Consider the following 16,384-nt stretch of genomic DNA (forward strand, 5'->3'; position numbering starts at 1 on the left):
TATGATGATGGTCAATATTATAATTGGAGCTATCATTTTTGGTTATGCAGCATATACGTTAGTTAATTTCGTAAAAAGAAGTAAAAAAGGAAAATGCGCAGCATGTTCTTTAAATAAGTCATGCCAGTCGCAAACTTGTAGTCCGGATATGGAGCAAATCGCTCACAAGTAGAAAAAAAGCTTTGCGAATCTCGCAAAGCTTTTTTCTTACTTTTTAATTTTTACAAGTTGTGATGTTTCTACATCATTTTTGCCAGGGAATTCTTTACTCGGGTCCTTATCAAATTTTAATACACCCACCGATTTTTCTTCACCTTTTACATTGTTGTAAGTTGCATCATCAACAATCGCGAACATATCTGCATATGCACGGCCACTTCCGATAATTATGTTGCCTTCATATTTTAATTTCGCGCCATCGATTTTAGCATTTTCAACTTTGTTTTTTGCGAATAATACACCTTGTTCTGTTGTTACAGCTGGTAATTTATCAAGTGGTTTCGTGTCGTCTTTTGCATCCACTTTGCTAAGTAACTCTTTCTTCACTAGTTCTTCACCAGTTTTTTTATCCATTACAAGAACTTTTTTATCTTCTAACGTTGTAAGTTTCATTTTATAGAAGTCTTTTTCTTTCACTTCTTTTTTGTTTTTATCTGCAATTTGTGTTACTTGCTCTTCTGATCCGTACAATACAAAGCCGTTTGCCTTTTCTCCTAATAAAGAACAACCTGATAATGCTCCGAATGAAATTGCTGCTGCTAATCCGATTCCTACTAATTTTTTCATGATGATTTCTCCTTGTCATATGTTTTATAGTAAATACAGTTTTTGTATTAGTTCTTACAGTTTGAGAAGCTTGTTTGTTGCTTCTGGTATTAGTGTATAAGAAATATCGGAATGTAACTATCGAGTTAGCTTACAGTAACATTACAATAATGTAATTTAGTGAAAGTAAATAAAAATAAGTCAATTTTTGATGGTTTTAATTATAATATATTGGTAATATAATATATTAGGAATACAATGTTATATCTGGAATGTCATATTATATTGGCTATATTTTGGAAATAACATGTAAGGACATATTAGTTTTGTTATAATAAACACATAGGCTGTAAAAATGAATATTCTTTACTGTAAAGGGAGATTTTTAAGTTTTCCAAGTAGTGAATTTGAAATATGAGGTATATCATAGGAGGAATTTGGATGTCTGTATTTAAACGATTACGAGATTTAACAATGTCAAATGTGTATTCATTAATTGAAAAAGCGGAAGATCCAGTTAAGATGACGGATCAATATTTACGCGATATGCAAGCGGATGTACAAGAAGCTGAGAAAAGTGTAGCAGCTCAAATCGCGCTTGAGAAAAAGTTTAAATTATTATTTGAAGAACAAGAAGCACTTGTGAAAAAGCGTGAAGATCAAGCTCATATGGCTGTTCAAGCTAGTAACTTAGATCTTGCGCGCCGTGCACTAGAAGAAAAACAAAATGCAGAGCAAAAAATGAATGAGTATAAAGCAAGCTATGAGCAAAATAAAGCAGCTGCTGATAATCTTCGTGCGAAGTTAGAAGAAATGCGTAAGCAATTAACAGAGCTGAAAAATAAACGTGAAACACTTGTAGCACGTGTAAATGCAGCGAAAGCACAAAAGAATATTAATCAGGCGATGTCTGGGTTTGATTCAAATTCAGCAAAAGCTGGTTTAAGCCGTATGGAAGAGAAAGCTCTTCAATTAGAAGCTGAAGCAGAAGCAAGCGGTGAAGTTTACAAAAAAGAAAAGTCATTAGATGATGAATTCGCAAGCTTAAACAAAAATTCTGCTGTTGACGATGAATTAGCTCGTATTATGAAGCAGTATGAGAAATAATATAGAATAGAGACAAATGAACCGACATGTCTAAACAAATTCATGTCGGTTTTCTATTACCCCGCTATTTGCCGGTAGTAAGACTCCCGCCCCAACATTTCGTGAAAGCAGAGAGGCTGGTGGGAGCTAATAATCAGTAGGGGATGGAAAACGCCCCACCGATTAAAGTTTCACTTTATATTTAGAGGAGGTTTTGCAATGACATGGATGAATGTAGTAGCCATGCTCGTATGGACTGGAGCGAGTGCAGTACTTTTATTTGCAATTATGTGGGTTGATTCAATTTTTACAAAATACAATGATTTAAAAGAAATAAAAAATGGGAATACAGCTGTAACAACTCGTTTCGTCATGAAATTATTCGCACAAGGGTACATTTTATCTCAATCAATAACGAAAGCGAATGACTTATGGCAAGCACTACTTGCTTCAGCAGTTTCTTTCGTTATTTTACTAGTGGTAGAAATGTTTATTGAGTTTGTGTTAAAGAAAATGTCTGGTTTGGATTTAGAAGAAGGTACGAAAGAAGGCAGTGTTGCGCATGCGATGTTAGCTGGATCATTACATATTGTTGGTGCACTTATTTTAGGTGCTTGTTTATAAAGAGAAAAGGAGGGGTAGATTGTGAGCTTATTTAAACGAATTAAAAATATAATGAAAAGTCCAGAGCCGCCGAAGCCGGAAAAGAGTCTTTTGACATTAGCTCCTGGCGATATGATTGAAGTTTCATTAGTTATGTACGAATTAACTGGAAAAACGAGCATGCATTCTCGTAAGGAGATTGTTTTAACACTGCAAGATGGGAAAGATATTCGTTATTTGAAAATTGAAGATCGTGAAAATACGTATTACAAATTATATACACCAATTGATGGTCGTTTAGATTCAATTGATGAAGTTCCGACGACAATTGAAATGGATGATACCGAGTACCATATGGAAGAGCAATATAACGGACGTGTTGTTGTAATGGGAAAAACACCATTCTCTGCTTCAGAAGAACAGTACGTATGGGAATTTCAATCTGATAACCGAAAATTATTACGTATTGAATGGCAAAATGGTCGCACAATGATGTATGAGGGAGAAGCAATCATTCCTGCAGATGTACAAATTATAAGAGCAACGTAAGGGGGCGTAATCATGTCAAACCGATTGTTTACCATGATTAAATCGTTCGTGATCCCTATACTTGCTATCGTTATTTTACTTGTTGTTGCCGGTTATGCTTTATCAGGCTGTCAAGGCGGGCAGACGAAGTCGATTCAAGACCGTTATCCACTCGAGTCTGTTGCAAAGGAAGGTAAACAAGAATCTTACGTGTATAGGGCCGCCAATCGGTCTGTTCCTGAAGTAGCAAAGGAACTCATTAATGAAAGAGAACCGAAGCAAGCATCTAAAGAAGACGAAAATCAAATGTTCCTCGTTTATTCTGATAAGATTTATAATCTGCAAAAGGATAAAGAGAAACCGTCTGATACGTTAATTGAAATAAGTAATAAAGAGTTTGTCCGTCAAAATTACCAACCATCCTTCTTGCAAGGGTATATTATGGGGAGTATATTAAACGATATATTCGGTTCAAAAAAATCATCATCTGGTGATTATCGAGGATATAATGACAGACAAAATCATAAACCAGTTATTCCGGAAAGGCCACCTACGAAAGAAGAAAAGAAAACCCCGCCTCCAATTACGAAGGAAGGGAAAGGATCTATCATTAAGCGAGGCGATAATGTAGATTCGAAGTCATCAGTAGGTGATAAGGGAAGTATTACTGAAAAAGGAAATAATACGACGCCTCCACCTTCTACCGGAAGCAAAGGGAAAATTACAAAAACACCAGGTGGTTCAAGCGGATCAGATGTGAAGCCGAAATCATCTATTAAAACCCCGCCAAGGAATACATCTCCTCCGAAAACGAGGGTCGGTGGTTCAGGAAAAATTACGAAGCGAAGATAGTTAAAAAGATCGAAAAGTAGAATTTGCTTTTCGGTCTTTTTATTATGGAAATTAATTCCTTGTAGCTGGTACAATTAAGTTATAAGGAGGAGATTATTATGACTATATATAAAAGGTTTAGTTTGATTATGTTCCTCGTCTTATTCCTCAGTTTGTTTATTAGCACAACAATGAAATTTCACTTTGTAGTAGGTATTCTATGGATACTATGTACATGTACTCTTTTTCTATATGTTCCGCTTCGTTTTCAACAAGAAGTGCCGGTTTTTCAAAAGTATGTAGAGTGGATTAAACGAGGGAGCCGGTGGGGCGAGTAAAAATATATCAGCGCTTATTGGAATATATCGACCGCAACTCAAAATATATCAGCGATTATTGAAATATATCGACTTACCGACAAAAACTGACAACGATAGCAACTTAATAATAAAACGAGGCTGTGCCAAAATGTTGGCACAGCCTCGTTTTTCATAACGATTAATGAATATCACGTTTCTTGAAATTACCGCCTTTTACTTCTGCTACGTCATAAACTGTAATAAAGGCATTTGGATCGATTTCATTAATAAGATCTTTCATTTTACTTTCTTCTAAACGGTTAATTACACAAGAAATTTCTTTGAATTTCTCTCTTGAATAACCACCGTATACTTCGTTATACGTTGCGCTTCGGCCTAAACGATCGCGAATTGTTTCTACCATTAATTCAGGCTCTTTTGTGATAATTTTAAATGTTTTCGAACCACTTAAACCAACTTCAACGATATGAATCACTTTCGAAGCAATAAAGTAAGCAATTGCCGAAAGAATAGCTCCTTGAAGACCGAATACTGTTGATACGAAAATAAACACGAACATGTTTAAGAATAAAATAAGGTCACTCGTTCCAAAAGGTAACTTGCGAGAAAGTAATACAGCTAGCATATCGATTCCATCTAATGCTCCGCCGTTACGTAATGCTAGTCCCATACCAAAACCGATAATAATACCACCAACAACTGTAACTAATAATGTATCGCCTTCAATAATAGTTGGTATTCCGTGCATGACAACGGTACCTATTGCTAATGAGGCAATCCCGATAATGGAATAAATTGCAAAGCTTTTACCGATTTGCTTATATCCTAACCAAACGAAAGGAATGTTAATAACTGCGATTAGAGCCCCTAATGGCAATCCAAATAATCTTGAACTAACGATACTTAAACCAGTTACACCACCGTCGGATACGTTATTTGGAATTAAGACAGCCTCTAATCCGTACGCTGTAATAAATGCCCCAATAATAATCATCAAAGCTTTTGAAGCGATTTTTAGCTTATTGGGCTTGTTTTTGATAGTTTTCTCCATATAATTTCCTCGTTTCAAACTAGTTTCTTGTTTGTTACATCATTCACACCTAAATTTCATTTTAACATTTAATTTGAAAAAATTCTCCTTTAATGGATGTATGGAGGGAATATTATCGCCATATTATCTTTAAAATATTTTTGAAATGAGTATAAGAAATCCCATCCTTTCAAAGGATGGGATGCTATTAAGAAAATATAAAGCTAAGTACTGACACGAATAAAGCGAATCCTAAAATAGCTCCGCAAAACTTCATATGACGTTTACGTCCCATTACGACAATCGCAACGTATTCACGAATCATTGCATTAGGCCAGTAATAAAATGCGGTTTTTGATCCAATTCCTTGGCTATTTAGGCCAGCTTGTCTTGCATATATACCAGCGCGGAAAAGGTGGAAATTATTCGTTGTAAAAATACTTCTATACTTACCTTCAGGTTTTAAAGAGGCCATAATTTCTTTAGAGAACGACATATTTTGATATGTGTTTACAGAGCGATTTTCTTGCACTGTATGTTCAAGAGGAATTCCTTTTTCGACCGCATAATTTTGCATCGCTTCTGCTTCAGGAAGCCCTTCATCTGGACCTTGTCCACCAGAGAAAATAATTGTTGGTGGTGTATTCACAGCTGCTTGTTTCCAATAAAAGTCGATAGCTTTATTAATGCGGCTTGCAAGTAAAGGTGGTACTTTATCATTAATTAAGCCACTACCGAGAACGATGATGAAATCTTGATTACGTCTTGGTCTGTTGAATTGGTATAGAAAATAAGCACTTAAAAAGTTAGATAAGTGTATAAAGAAATATACGCTTATAAGAGAAATACCTGCAAAAATAGGCTCTAAATGTGATGAGACCAAACTTGCTGGATTTATAATAGGGAGTAACATAAAGAATAACATCCCTAAAGCAGCAAGGAGCGTTAAACAGTTAGTGAACCGCCGTCCTTCTCGCTTCATTAAAATTCTTGCATTAAGAAATAATCCAAACATTAAAGCGATAATACCGAAAGGAAGCATAATGAGGAGTGCTAAAAAAGGTAAAAATATAATGTAACGCAAGACAGCACTATCTGAGTTCAAAGATACGATTACGCAAAAAAGAAGGAAAAAACAGATAAAGGCATTAAATAAAAAGCCGTTTATGATTTTTCGCGGATCTTTTAAATAAGAGATAAGAAAAATAATAAACAAAATAAGAGGAATAATTCCAAAATACAGCATAAATATAGTACACCTCAACTTGTATAAGAATTTGACATATCTTTTATATTACATGATTTCATAAGTGAAAATGAAAGAAAAAGGATTTTGAATTTTCTCAATAAATTATATAGATACATATGTTAAAATGTATGTAAGGCGATATATTAAAAGTAAAATGGTTGAAAAGGCACTCGGTAGAGTGTCTTTTCTTTTTTGTATGTAATTGTGCATATTATATTTATTTTCAAATGAAGAGGATTAAAATATAAGTTGTAGACAGACTTTATAAAGCAAAATTTTGTACAAGCATTTCCCTCAATTTTTTGTATCTAACAATCGTATAACAATAAAGTGAAACTTTAATCAGTGGGGGATTCATCCCCAGCTGATTATTAGTTGAACCAATCGGGCATTTACAGGCAGTTGATCCCCCACCTAACTTTTTTTCTTTCGCTGAATTTTGAGGTGGGGGTCTTACTGCCCGTTAATGCGGGATAAATAATTCTGTTTTATAGTGTCTGTTTATGAAAAGTGTCTTCTTTGAGGGCACTTTTTATTGTTTAGTGGAGATGAGTTTTTACTGTTAACATAGTGGAAACTATCTATACTAAACATTAGCAATCTTCCGTATAAACATTATCAATTTACTATATATTCCAGTGGTGTTAAGTTAAATATGAAAGGCTTTCTTTTTCAAAATATTACCCCTAATAAAATTTTGAAGAAGTCAACTGTCTCCAAACTTGCCATTCATGCTTAGAGAAAAAGCACTCATTTTGAGTGCTTTTTCTTATTGAAACATGCTATTTTTATAGGCGATTTTCATAAAATGAAAGTAAGGAAATGAAAGTAGGTGACAATATGCCGGCAGTTGTTGAAGGTGTTATTATTGAAAACTGCAATGGGACGATTAATTTAGGGGATAAATATAACGTGCAACCGATTGAAAAGACGAAAGCTTATAATGGATCGGGATCATCGAACACTGGATTAAATGTGAGAACATTTAGCGGGATTAGTACAGCAGATGTAAGGGATAATGATGTAAATGACCAAGAGATACAATTTACCTTATAGTGCAATATGTAAAATTGCATAAAATGATGAATTTGCCCTATGATACAATTTAGTTGTGAGCTGTTTGTGATTCTTCTGTATCATAGTTGTTAGATTGAAAGTATAACATCTTATCCTGCTATTTACGGGCAGTAAGACTCCCACCTCACAGATCGGCTTGTGCTGAGTATTTAGGTAGGGAATCAACTGCCCGGAAATGTCCGATTGGTGTGGGCTAATAATCAGTGGGGATGAACAAAATCCCCACTGATTATAGTTTCACTTTATCGAAAATCATACGTAAAAAAGACACTTCAAACGAAGTGTCTTTTTATCTTAGTGATATCCTTTAGCAGAGTCTTTATGGATTTTATTTTTAAAAATACTGTAGCTCCAAAGTTGATAGCCAATAACAATTGGTACCATAACTATTGCAACGAAGAACATAATTTTTAAGTTTAATTGGCTACCAGCTGCGTTGTATAACGTTGTACTATAGGCGTCGTTAATGCGAGAAGGTAACATTCTTGGGAACATACCTGCAAAGCCAGTTGTCATAAACATTGCGATTGTTAAGCAAACAAATGTAAAGGCGAGGCCGATTTTATGTTTGTACACCATAATAAGTGCGAGTACACTCATTAACATTGCAAGTACTGGAAGAATAAATAGTACCGGATATTCCGTAAAGTTTTGGAATAAGTTTGTGCGATTTGCAGTTGCTACATAGAAGATAGCTAAAATGATAGCAGCTGCCATTGAAAATGGTCTTGCGATTTTATAAGCACGATCGGATACTTCACCAGTCGTTTTAATCATAACCCAAAGAGCACCAGATACGACGAATATAGCAGTGAAGAACAGACCACCTAAAATACCGTAATGGTTTAGTAAGCTAAGTAAATTTCCTTCATAGCCATTTTTTCCGATTTGTAGTCCGTAATATAGGTTAGCGAATGTAACACCGAATAAAAAAGCGATTAGGAAACTACCAATTGTAAATGCCCATTTACAAGTTTTTTGCCAAATTGGTGAATCATCTTTATGCATAAATTCAAGTCCAGCAGCACGAGCAAATAGTGCAAGTAATACTAAAAATAGTGGTGTGTATAGGTAACTAAACATATTTGCATATGTGATTGGAAAGGCAGCAAATGTTGCGCCACCAGCTGTAATTAACCATACTTCATTACCACCCCAAAATGGACCAATTGCTTCTTGTAATTGATTTCGTTCTTGTCGGTCTTTCGCAACGAATGGGAAAATCATTCCGTTACCGAGTGCGTAGCCATCAAGAATGAAGTAAACTGTCCAAATTACGCCCCATAAACCGAACCAGATGATTGCAAGCATATCATGAGACATGAGCTGTACCTCCTTCAGTAGCAGGCTCTTCTAATGCAGCAGGTCCTTTTTTTGCGAACTTTAGCATTAAGTATACGTCTGCAATTAAAAGTAAAGTATAGAACAATATTAAACTAATTAATGAGAACCAAATTTGTGGAACTGATATAGGTGATACAGATTCTGCTGTACGCATTAGTTTATAAACTGTCCATGGTTGACGACCTACTTCAGCGACAATCCAGCCAGCGTTAATCGCAATGTACGGAAGTAAGACAGACCACATTGTAATTTTTAAATAACGTTTTGAGTTTTCTAGTTTTCCTTTTCGGTTTAAATAGAAACCGAACCAAGTTAATGCCATAAAGAACATGCCAAGTGCGACCATTAAGCGGAAGCTATAGTACACGAGGTTAACGTTTGGACGATCTTCTTTCGGAATATCTTTTAAACCAACAATTTCTCCATCAAATGAGTTTGTATAGAAGAAACTTCCGAGTTTTGGAATTGTAAGTAGTTCAAAGTTCTTTTCATTTTTCACATCAGGAATTTGAATGATTGAGAAACCTTGTCCTTTTCCAGTTTCCCAAACTGCTTCCATCGCAGCTCCTTTAGCAGGTTGATATTTAGCTGCCGATACACCAGATTGATGTCCCATAAACGGTGTAATAGTTGCGGCGAATAAGCCTAACATTAAACCAAACTTAAATGATTTTTTGAAGAATTCCACTTCATTTTTACGTAGCAAGTGATAGGCACTAATGGCCATAACGAAGAAAGCACCAACGATATAACAACTAATTACAGTATGGAAGAACATGTTCCAAGCATATGGATTTGTAACAAGTGCCCAGAAATCATTTAATTCAGCGCGGCCGTTACGTACTACATAGCCAACAGGATTTTGCATAAAGCCGTTTGCTGTAATAATCCAAAGTGCGGAAATATTTGTTCCAAGTGCAACCATCCACATACAGAAGGCACGGAACTTTGGTGAAATTTTGTCTTTACCGAATAACCATATTCCCATGAACGTAGATTCTAAGAAGAAGGCAACGAGTGCTTCGATTGCGAGAGGGGATCCGAAAATATCTCCCATATATTTGGAGTACTCAGACCAGTTTGTTCCAAATTGGAATTCCATCGTAATCCCGGTTATAATCCCCATTACGAAGTTAATTGTAAATAATTTACCCCAGAAATTTGCCATTTTGCGGTATGTTGGATTCAATGTGCGGGCGTATTGAGTTTCCATACATGCTACTAAAATAACAAGTCCGATTGTTAAAGGTACAAATAAAAAGTGATAAAAAATAGTAATTGCAAATTGAAAACGACTTAGTAACAGAACGTCGGACATAATAAATATTCACTCCTTTTTTACATTATCTACAATCAGTTTATAGTGAAAATACGTTTAAAGTATGTGAGACTTGTTACAAAGGTGTGTGTATATTTTGAAAGAATTATGTCGGTTATCTGAAAATATCTCATTTTTACTATAAAGCAATATCCTTTTTGAGTTTTTCAAATTTTGGTACACTACATATGTAATGTAAATGAGAGAAAAGAGGGTTCTGTACTATGAAGTCATTAGAAGAGATTTTACAATACAATGAAAAATTCGTTGAAGAGAAAAAATACGAAGAGTATGAAACAGGAAAATTTCCAAATAAAAAAATGGTAATTATCTCTTGTATGGATACTCGTCTTGTTGAATTATTACCGAAAGCGATGAATATGCGTAACGGTGATGTGAAAATTATTAAAGTAGCAGGCGCTGTTATTTCCCATCCATTCGGAAGTATTATGCGTAGTATTTTAGTTGCTGTATACGAACTTGGTGCCGATGAAGTTTGTGTAGTTGGTCATCATGATTGTGGTATGGCAAAAATTCAAGCAAGCAGTACAATTGAGAAGATGAAAGAGCGCGGTGTAACAGATGAGAAATTAGATACACTTCGTTATTCTGGAATCGATTTAGAAAGATTCCTACAAGGGTTCTCTAGTGTTGAAGAAAGTGTAGAACATAGTGTATCAATACTTCGCAATCATCCATTACTTCCAGAAGAAGTACCTGTTCACGGTCTTGTTATAGATCCTGATACAGGAAAATTAGATTTAGTTGTGAATGGTTACGACAATTAAGAATTTACTTTGTCATCCTTTTTATCTGGGACAGGATCAAATCCTCCCGGGTGGAAAGGGTGACATTTTAATATACGCTTACAAGTAAGCCAAAAACCTTTCAATGCACCATGCTTTTGAAACGCCTCTAATCCGTAATGAGAACAAGTCGGATAAAAGCGGCACGTTGGCGGTGTCATCGGCGAAATAAATTTTTGATAAAAGCGTATAATTCCAATGAAAATCTGTTTCATAATGGTCTCCTTTTCAGCATATTCTTAAAGTATTATAGCACGACTGTACATAATACTTTACTAATGTGTATTTCCGTTATATCATATTGGATATAACGGAATTAAATTAAAAGCGGGAGAGATGTTGTATGCCATCAGTAGAAAGCTTTGAATTAGATCATACGATTGTAAAGGCACCTTATGTAAGACATTGCGGAGTTCATAACGTAGGTAGTGACGGTATTGTAAATAAATTCGATATTCGTTTTTGCCAACCGAATAAACAAGCAATGAAACCAGATGTTATTCATACGTTAGAGCATTTATTAGCATTTAATTTACGTAAATATATTGATCGTTATCCGCATTTTGATATTATCGATATTTCACCAATGGGCTGCCAAACAGGATATTATCTTGTTGTAAGCGGAACACCAACAGTTCGTGAAATCATTGATTTATTAGAACTAACATTAAAAGATGCGGTTCAAATTACAGAAATTCCAGCTGCAAACGAAACACAATGTGGCCAAGCGAAGCTTCACGATTTAGAAGGAGCACAACGCTTAATGAACTTCTGGTTAAGCCAAGATAAAGACGAACTTGAAAAAGTATTTGGATAAAGAAAAACTGCCTGTGAAAAGGCAGTTTTTTTATTTGTAAAAGAGAAAAGTACAGGTTTTATAGAAAAACAATGAGTTTCACTTATGAGCATTTTTAAGAAATGAAAGGCAGTAGGTGATTGGAAATTACATGTTATCTTTAGTGAAAGTAATTCGATATTACAATGAAGAGCATAAGACTAGAAACGAAAAAATGCGAGATGCCCATTGATTTTCTTCCGGATTTCAGTTCATTAATTCCTAGAAGAATAAAGAAACAACTGAGAGCAAATTGCATGTATGGGAGAAGTGTGAAGTTGTCGGTAGCAAGAGAATAAGTGCAAAGAGAGAATGTGAGAAGCATGAAAAAATAGCGTAATCCAGTTAGCATTGTATACCTCCTTTAAAGAGACTATTTATCGAAATATTTCTGAGAAGCCAAGAAATAAAGCACCAGCTCCTGCTAACAGAGCAAGTATACTACCACCTTTTTGCTGTTTTAAGATTTCCTCTATACTAATAACGAAAGCCATCATCCCTAAAAAGATGAACATATAAGGCATAATTTCTCTATTACTAGTAAAGAAACTATAGATTGCTATACATAAAGCAATAAGTGAAAAAGTAATTCGCAATCCTTTTAGCATACATGTATCCCCTTTATTTTATATAGCTAATGATAAGAACAATCCAAATGAAAGCACCGGCAACAATACAAATGAATCCTGTTCCTGAATCCTTCTTTTTTATTTGTTCCATTGCAATGAGGAACATGAGAGCTCCTAATAAAAATTGTGAAAGTGGTAGAAAGTTATTTTGACCTGTATAGAGCCCGATTATCGACATTATGATCACAGTGAGTGCGATTGCAATGCGAAGTACACGAAGCATATTATGAATCCTCCTTATTATTTTTTGTATAAGGATTATCTTCTGGTTTATCAACGGAATGTTTGTATGCATAGCCTTTATTAATCGTCATGACGGAGAGTACTAGTATGACTAGGACGATTATAATACCGATAATTAATATTTTGAACATGAAATCCCTCCTTTTCTTTATTTTACATAATTTTGTAATTGATGAAAACAATAGAAACTAAAAGGATGAAAGAAGGGTGTTACATGGAGAAGAAAAAAACATATTATATATCAATAGGTAATGGTCAAATTTCACAAGTGAAGACGGCAGATACGTACAATTTTGAAGTTTACGCAAATGATGAGGAAATTACGGAGTTAAGAGCGTACTTTGATCAAGCATATGTAGAGGATTTAGGTTCATTTGTACGGTCTCACGTTCCATTTGTTGAATATCATCACGATTCAAATAATGATCGATATGATGAACAACTACAAAAAGCATATAAAATGATTTACGAATTAGGAAATCATGAGACGAAAGAATTAGTCGCACAAATGGGAATAATCAATGGATTGTAATTGGATAATATTATGCAGAAAAGCGAGAATATGCTACAATTTGTGGTAGGAAAAACTTGTAACCATCAATAGGGGAGTAATGGCATGTACAAATTTAAAGATTATTACCACAACACTGTACAATTATCGTTTGAACGTTATCCATTTTCTCCTGAGCCAAAGCATGTTTGGGTTGTATGCCGGTACGGGGATCAATGGTTATTAACGCATCATTTACGTCGCGGTCTTGAATTTCCAGGTGGTAAAGTAGAACTAGGGGAAACACCGGAAGAAGCGGCGGTTCGAGAAGTTCATGAAGAAACCGGCGGCATAGTTTCGGATTTAACTTACTTAGGACAATATAAAGTATCTGGAAAAGACAAAATAATCATTAAAAACATTTATTTTGCAACAATTAGTGCGGTAGAAGAACATACGCATTACGAAGAAACGAAAGGGTCTGTTTTATTAAAAGACATTCCTGATAACATTAAAACTGATAGAAAATTTAGCTTTATTATGCGCGACGATGTATTAGCGCGTACGATGAAACATATAGAAGAAATCGGCTGTTTTACGAAGTAAAATGGCCGGTTTCTTTTTTTGTTCGAGAATGTAAATATATCTTTACATAATTTTGGGTATATTATACAATTTTGTAAAGATGTATTTACATTTTAGGAGGAGAAGATGGATAAAAGAAAAGAAACGACTGTTACTGTTTCGATGGTTAAATTAAATATCTATTCATTTTTTATAATATTAGCTCTAGCGATTGGAATTAGTTTTTTACATGCGCTTTTTTCAGGCGGGTTTCAAGTTGAAATTACATTGCCCGTTATGTTTCTTTTAATTATTGGAATGATTGTTCTCGTTTGTATACATGAAGCGATACATTTAATAGGATTTCGCTATATCGGAGGTGTTCCGTGGAGTGAACTAACATGGGGTGTCAATTGGAAATTAGGTGTAGCATACGCTCATTCTAAAAAAGAAATTACAGTAAAGCAAATGAAGAAAGTTTTAATGTTGCCATTTTTGCCTACTGGAATTTTACCAATTGCAATTGGATTAGCGATGAATGTTCAAGCGATCTCATTTTTAGGGGTTCTACTAACAGCAGGTTGTATTGGTGACATTGCTCTGTATCAAAAAGTTTCAAAGTTTCCAGATGATGCACTAGTAAAAGATCATCCGAGTAAACCGCAGTTTACAGTTTATGAACAATAAAGGAAGAGGAGGTGTTTTTAAATAACGGCCTCCTCTTTTTGGCGGTAAATCGCTTATATAATTTATTTACTATTACCTTGTTTTTATTTATACCTCTAAAAACGAAAGAACATCTAATAAATCATCTATCACACGTGAATGCTCGAAGTCACCCCAAAATAAATCTCTCTTCCAAACGCCAAGAATTCCTACTTGTTCAGAACCGAGCGCGTCGTTTTCTGGATGATCTCCAACGTAAAGACATTCTTCGGCTTTTACATTCAGCCTTTGTAAAGCACGTTCGAAAATTTCAGGATGAGGTTTTTTGATTCCTTCCGCTTCTGAAACGAGAATTGTATTTGTATACGTATGTATGTTTAATGCTCGAAGGTTGCTCATTTGAAATTCAGTAAAGCCGTTTGTAATTATACCAATTTTAATGTTTCGCTGTTTTAATTGTTGAAGTAGTTCATGCATGTCTGGGAAAGGAATACAATGATGTCGGAAGTTTGTAATGTAGTCGTGCAACAGTTGCTCTGGCGTTAAAGTGGTAATGTTGTATTCGCAAAGGAGAGTGGAATATACCTTATCTTTCCACGTGTAACCATTATTATCGAGCTCGAGAAAACGAGAGCAATACTCGAATTTTTCTATGTTTATCAAATGAAAGGCGAAACGATTATATTGATCACGAATAAATTGCTCTAGAGATTGGCGACGATCTAATAGTGTTCCATCTAAGTCAAATAAGACTGCTCGAATCATGGGAAACCTCCATACAGTTTTTATAATTAATTATCGCATATTCGTTAAAAAATGATTATGATATTTTTGTAGAATGGAATAATGGAGGGGTGTATGAAAAAACTGTATGGCAAGTTAGTGTGTTTTATGATTTCAACGGGCTTAGTAGCTGGATGTGATATGTCGGAGCAAACTTCAAAAAGAGAGAAAAAAGATGTGTGCGAAACGACAGAAGAATGTGCACAAATAGGTGATAAGACGCTTCAAAAAGTATATAAAAAAATAGATGGACTTTCAGAACTTGAAGTACTAGAGGATTATGTTTTAGAAGGAAATTCAAGTAATGATATGAAAGAAGCGGAAATGAAAAAAGAGGATGATGAAAATTATTTCTTTTTAGCTTCTTATTATATTGATGGTGATGAAATTGTAGATCCGTATTTCGATAAACTAGATCGGAAACGATTGAATAAGGCGTTCGCAGAAGATAAAGAAGCGAAAGAAGAGATACTAAAACAACGTCAAGATAAAGCGTATCATCAATCATTATGGGAGATGTATAGCACTCTTATTCCAGCTAAGTATCGCACTGACATAAAAGAGTTTGACATGGTAACAGATGGTTACGATGGAATTGTCGCCCACGTTATGCCGAGTGTAGAGTATCCGAAAGATTGGACCCTTAGTTTAGATACGCTTGATTCTGCAGTAAATATTGATCAAGTGATGAAAACATTAATACATGAGACAGCACACGTATTAACACTCGGGCATAAACAAATATCAGTAAATGAAAAATACTTAAAGGCTTTTGAAGAAGAAAAAGATATTTCATCATACCAAAATAAATGTAAATCTCTTTTCTTGCAAGAAGGATGTGCGAAGGAGAGCTCTTATATAAATCAATTCCACAATTTGTTCTGGAAACCAATTGAGCAGGAGTGGACAGAAAAGAAAGTGGAAGAAAGCGAAGAAGTTCAAATTGAATTTTTTAAAGAGAAACAAAATGAGTTTGTTTCTCTTTACGGGACGACAAATGTAGCAGAAGACATTGCAGATACATTTACAGCGTTTATTTTACAAGATTCAAAAAAGGTGGAAGAAGGAACTGAGTTAAAATATAAAAAAATTGCGTTTTTCTATCAGTTCCCTGAGCTTGTAAAAATGAGAGCGGAAGTGTTAGCTGGATTATATGATGTTTCGAAAACGATAGAGTAACCAATTGGACACGAATGTGAGCTATGTATCCGATATAT

At 34.8% G+C, this 16,384-nt stretch carries 23 protein-coding genes; 13 read left to right on the plus strand and 10 right to left on the minus strand.

From position 1 onward, the window contains the following. Positions 1–4: 4 nt before the first annotated feature. A complete protein-coding gene (locus tag A6J74_RS20430; protein WP_000989597.1) occupies positions 5–172 on the plus strand; it encodes a FeoB-associated Cys-rich membrane protein in 168 nt (55 codons plus the stop codon). A 35-nt stretch (positions 173–207) separates the two neighbouring features. Here the strand turns inward: A6J74_RS20430 and A6J74_RS20435 are convergent, their stop codons facing one another. Continuing rightward, positions 208–786: a lipoprotein BA_5634 family protein gene (locus tag A6J74_RS20435; RefSeq protein ID WP_000737472.1), complete on the minus strand. Its 579-nt coding sequence runs from the start codon at positions 784–786 to the stop codon at positions 208–210. 420 nt (positions 787–1,206) lie between these two features. Between A6J74_RS20435 and A6J74_RS20440 the strand changes: the two genes are divergently transcribed. The 5 genes from A6J74_RS20440 (at position 1,207) to A6J74_RS20460 (ending at position 4,151) form a co-directional block, all read left to right on the plus strand. Continuing rightward, entirely contained in the window at positions 1,207–1,872 is a 666-nt protein-coding gene (locus A6J74_RS20440; RefSeq protein WP_000110292.1) for a PspA/IM30 family protein, read from the plus strand. Between the two features lie 198 nt (positions 1,873–2,070). Then, a complete protein-coding gene (locus tag A6J74_RS20445) occupies positions 2,071–2,475 on the plus strand; it encodes a DUF350 domain-containing protein (RefSeq protein WP_000220091.1) in 405 nt (134 codons plus the stop codon). A 21-nt stretch (positions 2,476–2,496) separates the two neighbouring features. Beyond that, entirely contained in the window at positions 2,497–3,003 is a 507-nt protein-coding gene (locus A6J74_RS20450; protein ID WP_000051753.1) for a DUF4178 domain-containing protein, read from the plus strand. Between the two features lie 12 nt (positions 3,004–3,015). After that, positions 3,016–3,834 carry a DUF4247 domain-containing protein gene (locus A6J74_RS20455; RefSeq protein WP_000071184.1) on the plus strand — a complete coding sequence of 273 codons (819 nt, stop codon included), beginning with the start codon at positions 3,016–3,018 and terminating at the stop codon, positions 3,832–3,834. Positions 3,835–3,932: 98 nt separating this feature from the next. Then, positions 3,933–4,151, plus strand: a complete 219-nt coding sequence (locus A6J74_RS20460) for a hypothetical protein (protein ID WP_000158335.1) — start codon at positions 3,933–3,935, stop codon at positions 4,149–4,151. Between the two features lie 160 nt (positions 4,152–4,311). Here A6J74_RS20460 and A6J74_RS20465 read toward each other — a convergent pair whose 3' ends face one another. Together A6J74_RS20465 and A6J74_RS20470 are read right to left on the minus strand one after the other, a co-directional pair. Beyond that, a complete protein-coding gene (locus tag A6J74_RS20465; protein WP_000415908.1) occupies positions 4,312–5,184 on the minus strand; it encodes a YitT family protein in 873 nt (290 codons plus the stop codon). Between the two features lie 187 nt (positions 5,185–5,371). Next, positions 5,372–6,409: a YdcF family protein gene (locus A6J74_RS20470; RefSeq protein WP_000965208.1), complete on the minus strand. Its 1,038-nt coding sequence runs from the start codon at positions 6,407–6,409 to the stop codon at positions 5,372–5,374. Between the two features lie 825 nt (positions 6,410–7,234). Between A6J74_RS20470 and A6J74_RS20475 the strand changes: the two genes are divergently transcribed. Beyond that, positions 7,235–7,468 (plus strand): spore germination protein, encoded by a 234-nt coding sequence (locus A6J74_RS20475; protein WP_002039815.1) that lies wholly within the window; start codon positions 7,235–7,237, stop codon positions 7,466–7,468. 315 nt (positions 7,469–7,783) lie between these two features. Here A6J74_RS20475 and cydB read toward each other — a convergent pair whose 3' ends face one another. Continuing rightward, positions 7,784–8,812: a cytochrome d ubiquinol oxidase subunit II gene (gene cydB, locus A6J74_RS20480; RefSeq protein WP_000017645.1), complete on the minus strand. Its 1,029-nt coding sequence runs from the start codon at positions 8,810–8,812 to the stop codon at positions 7,784–7,786. Further along, positions 8,802–10,151 (minus strand): cytochrome ubiquinol oxidase subunit I, encoded by a 1,350-nt coding sequence (cydA, locus tag A6J74_RS20485; protein WP_001286179.1) that lies wholly within the window; start codon positions 10,149–10,151, stop codon positions 8,802–8,804. Before cydA ends, cydB begins: the two co-directional genes overlap by 11 nt. 224 nt (positions 10,152–10,375) lie before the next feature. Between cydA and A6J74_RS20490 the strand changes: the two genes are divergently transcribed. Next, on the plus strand, positions 10,376–10,939 hold the full coding sequence (locus A6J74_RS20490; RefSeq protein ID WP_000838170.1) for a beta-class carbonic anhydrase: 564 nt from the start codon (positions 10,376–10,378) through the stop codon (positions 10,937–10,939). Here the strand turns inward: A6J74_RS20490 and yidD are convergent. Next, positions 10,936–11,172, minus strand: a complete 237-nt coding sequence (gene yidD / locus A6J74_RS20495; RefSeq protein ID WP_000809334.1) for a membrane protein insertion efficiency factor YidD — start codon at positions 11,170–11,172, stop codon at positions 10,936–10,938. The genes A6J74_RS20490 and yidD overlap by 4 nt on opposite strands. A 128-nt stretch (positions 11,173–11,300) precedes the next feature. Here yidD and luxS point away from each other — a divergent pair, with 128 nt between their 5' ends. Beyond that, positions 11,301–11,774, plus strand: coding sequence for an S-ribosylhomocysteine lyase LuxS (luxS, locus tag A6J74_RS20500; RefSeq protein WP_001141371.1), 474 nt, complete (start codon positions 11,301–11,303; stop codon positions 11,772–11,774). Positions 11,775–12,169: 395 nt separating this feature from the next. Here the strand turns inward: luxS and A6J74_RS20510 are convergent, their stop codons facing one another. The 3 genes from A6J74_RS20510 to ytzI are packed head-to-tail and all read right to left on the minus strand — an operon-like array spanning position 12,170 to position 12,795. Beyond that, on the minus strand, positions 12,170–12,400 hold the full coding sequence (locus A6J74_RS20510; RefSeq protein ID WP_000911975.1) for a DUF3953 domain-containing protein: 231 nt from the start codon (positions 12,398–12,400) through the stop codon (positions 12,170–12,172). 13 nt (positions 12,401–12,413) lie between these two features. Continuing rightward, positions 12,414–12,644 carry a DUF3953 domain-containing protein gene (locus A6J74_RS20515; protein ID WP_000946673.1) on the minus strand — a complete coding sequence of 77 codons (231 nt, stop codon included), beginning with the start codon at positions 12,642–12,644 and terminating at the stop codon, positions 12,414–12,416. A 1-nt stretch (position 12,645) separates the two neighbouring features. After that, positions 12,646–12,795 carry a YtzI protein gene (gene ytzI, locus A6J74_RS20520; RefSeq protein WP_000472801.1) on the minus strand — a complete coding sequence of 50 codons (150 nt, stop codon included), beginning with the start codon at positions 12,793–12,795 and terminating at the stop codon, positions 12,646–12,648. 83 nt (positions 12,796–12,878) lie between these two features. On the opposite strand from ytzI, the gene A6J74_RS20525 reads away from it, so the two are divergent. From A6J74_RS20525 to A6J74_RS20535, 3 genes are all read left to right on the plus strand, one after another. Then, the gene (locus A6J74_RS20525) at positions 12,879–13,196 is read left to right on the plus strand and encodes a hypothetical protein (protein WP_000412304.1); all 318 of its coding nucleotides are present in this window, start codon (positions 12,879–12,881) and stop codon (positions 13,194–13,196) included. 84 nt (positions 13,197–13,280) lie between these two features. Beyond that, positions 13,281–13,760, plus strand: coding sequence for an antimutator 8-oxo-(dGTP/GTP)ase (mutTA, locus tag A6J74_RS20530; protein ID WP_000276384.1), 480 nt, complete (start codon positions 13,281–13,283; stop codon positions 13,758–13,760). Between the two features lie 105 nt (positions 13,761–13,865). After that, positions 13,866–14,405: a DUF3267 domain-containing protein gene (locus tag A6J74_RS20535; RefSeq protein WP_000361299.1), complete on the plus strand. Its 540-nt coding sequence runs from the start codon at positions 13,866–13,868 to the stop codon at positions 14,403–14,405. A gap of 87 nt (positions 14,406–14,492) precedes the next feature. On the opposite strand, the gene A6J74_RS20540 is transcribed toward A6J74_RS20535, so the two are convergent. Next, the gene (locus tag A6J74_RS20540) at positions 14,493–15,149 is read right to left on the minus strand and encodes an HAD family hydrolase (RefSeq protein WP_000617322.1); all 657 of its coding nucleotides are present in this window, start codon (positions 15,147–15,149) and stop codon (positions 14,493–14,495) included. Positions 15,150–15,242: 93 nt separating this feature from the next. Between A6J74_RS20540 and A6J74_RS20545 the strand changes: the two genes are divergently transcribed. Then, the gene (locus tag A6J74_RS20545; protein ID WP_000737837.1) at positions 15,243–16,346 is read left to right on the plus strand and encodes a hypothetical protein; all 1,104 of its coding nucleotides are present in this window, start codon (positions 15,243–15,245) and stop codon (positions 16,344–16,346) included. The last annotated feature ends 38 nt before the right edge of the window (positions 16,347–16,384 follow it).

The sequence above is a fragment of the Bacillus sp. FDAARGOS_235 genome (assembly GCF_002073415.2).
Classification (GTDB): Bacteria; Bacillota; Bacilli; order Bacillales; family Bacillaceae_G; genus Bacillus_A; species Bacillus_A toyonensis.